2 protein-coding genes are annotated in these 1,737 nt (G+C 66.5%); one reads left to right on the top strand and one right to left on the bottom strand.

Annotation, left to right across the window (positions count from 1 at the left end; all coding sequences use genetic code 11):
* On the top strand, positions 1-762 hold a 762-nt coding region (locus ACOADB_RS11910; RefSeq protein ID WP_378598506.1), incomplete at its 5' end, for an AMP-binding protein.
* A 43-nt stretch (positions 763-805) separates the two neighbouring features.
* Here the strand turns inward: ACOADB_RS11910 and ACOADB_RS11905 are convergent.
* A complete protein-coding gene (locus tag ACOADB_RS11905) occupies positions 806-1,684 on the bottom strand; it encodes an alpha/beta fold hydrolase (protein WP_378598504.1) in 879 nt (292 codons plus the stop codon).
* Positions 1,685-1,737: the final 53 nt, after the last annotated feature.

Genomic DNA, 1,737 nt, shown 5'->3' with positions numbered 1-1,737 from the left:
AACGCACCCGGGTTCGCCGACTACGACCTCTCCAGTTTACGGACCGGGATCATGGCCGGTTCACCGTGTCCGGTCGAGGTGATGAAGCACTGCATCGAGGACATGCACATGAGTGAGGTCTCGATCGCGTACGGGATGACCGAGACCAGCCCGGTCTCCACGCAGACCCGTGCGGATGACGACCTGGATCGTCGTACGGCCACGATCGGGCGGGCGCACCCGCACGTGGAGGTCAAGGTCGTCGACCCGGTCACGGGCGAGACCGTGGAGCGTGGCGAACCGGGTGAGTTCTGCACCCGTGGTTATTCGGTGATGCTCGGCTACTGGAACGACCCGGACAAGACCGCCGAAGCGATTGATGCCGAGGGGTGGATGCACACCGGTGACTTGGCGGTGATGCGTGAGGACGGGTACTGCGCGATCGTGGGGCGGATCAAGGACATGGTGATCCGTGGTGGGGAGAACATCTATCCCCGTGAGATCGAGGAGTTCCTCTATACCCACCCTGATGTGGAGGACGTCCAGGTGATCGGGGTCCCGGACGAGAAGTACGGCGAAGAGCTCTGTGCCTGGGTACGGATGCGACCCGGGGCCGAACCGCTCGATGCCGCAGCGGTGAAGGAGTTCGCGACCGGGAAGCTCGCGCACTACAAGGTCCCGCGCTACGTCCTGGTCGTCGACGACTTCCCCATGACCGTCACCGGCAAGGTCCGCAAGATCGAGATGCGCGAGGAGAGCATCAACCTCCTCGAGCTCGCGTGACCTGTCCGCCGCGCTGGTCACGAACACCGCCCGGCGCCGTGGCTCAGGCCAACGACACCAGCAGGTCGCCCACGACTTCGGGGCTTTCGAGCGCAATGAAGTGGCCCACGCCCGGGAGCTCCGTGAACTCGGCAGCGGGCATCAGCTCCTTGTTGGCAGCCCGATCCGATCGCCGGGACCAGTCCTTCTCGCCGTAGATCAGGTGAACCGGCGCCTTCACCTCGGGGTAGCGCGAGCGGGCAGCGATCATGCTGGACAGGTTCCTGTAGATCCCCCGGATCGCAATGGGGTAACCCGGCCGCTTGCCCACATGGCTGAGCTCGTCCACGTAGTCCGACCGCAGGGCCGCCTTGTCGACCAGCCCACCCTGGAGGATCCGGCGAAGAACCGGCTTGGGCTCGACTCGGGCGAACGCCGACCCCAGTCCCGGCAGGGCGATCCCGCTGTTGACCGCACGAGCGAGGGCACTGGACCGGGCGATCCCGCCTCGGTAGTCGTACAGGTTCACCGCGACGACGCGCCGGACACGGTCAGGCAGGTCGGCGGCGGCGGTCAACGCGAGCACCGCGCCGATGGACTCGCCGACCAGCGTCACGTCATGGAGGTCGAGCTCGGTGAGGAGCCGCTTGACGCCCGCACGCAGAGCCGGCTCCTCGTACGACGCCCCGGGGACGATCTCCGAGTACCCCATCCCGGGGAGGTCGAGGGCGTACACCGTGTAGTGCTCCGCGAGCTGCGGAATGAGAAGGCGGAAGTGCTCAGCCTGGGTGCGCACGGTGTGCAGCAGGACGAGCGGAGCACCAGACCCAGCCGTGAGGTAGCGCAACGTTCCTTCGCGACTGCCACGGCTCGCGCTCGGCGCAAGCGTGTGGCTGGTGACTCCTGGAACCTGAAGGGTGGGGCGCTCTTTCGTGGTGGTCATGTCATGAACTCCTCGGGTGCGAACTGCAGGCGGCGACCGGGCTCCACAAGCGG

Source organism: Nocardioides sp. CPCC 206348 (genome assembly GCF_048654705.1).
Classification (GTDB): domain Bacteria; phylum Actinomycetota; class Actinomycetes; order Propionibacteriales; family Nocardioidaceae; genus Nocardioides.
Note: the sequence above shows the minus strand (reverse complement) of the source record. Positions and strands in the feature narration are given on the sequence as shown.

Coding starts and splice junctions, on each gene's coding strand:
- ACOADB_RS11905 (WP_378598504.1), bottom strand. CDS start 1,684: ATGACCACCACGAAAGAGCGCCCCACCCTTCAGGTTCCAGGAGTCACC.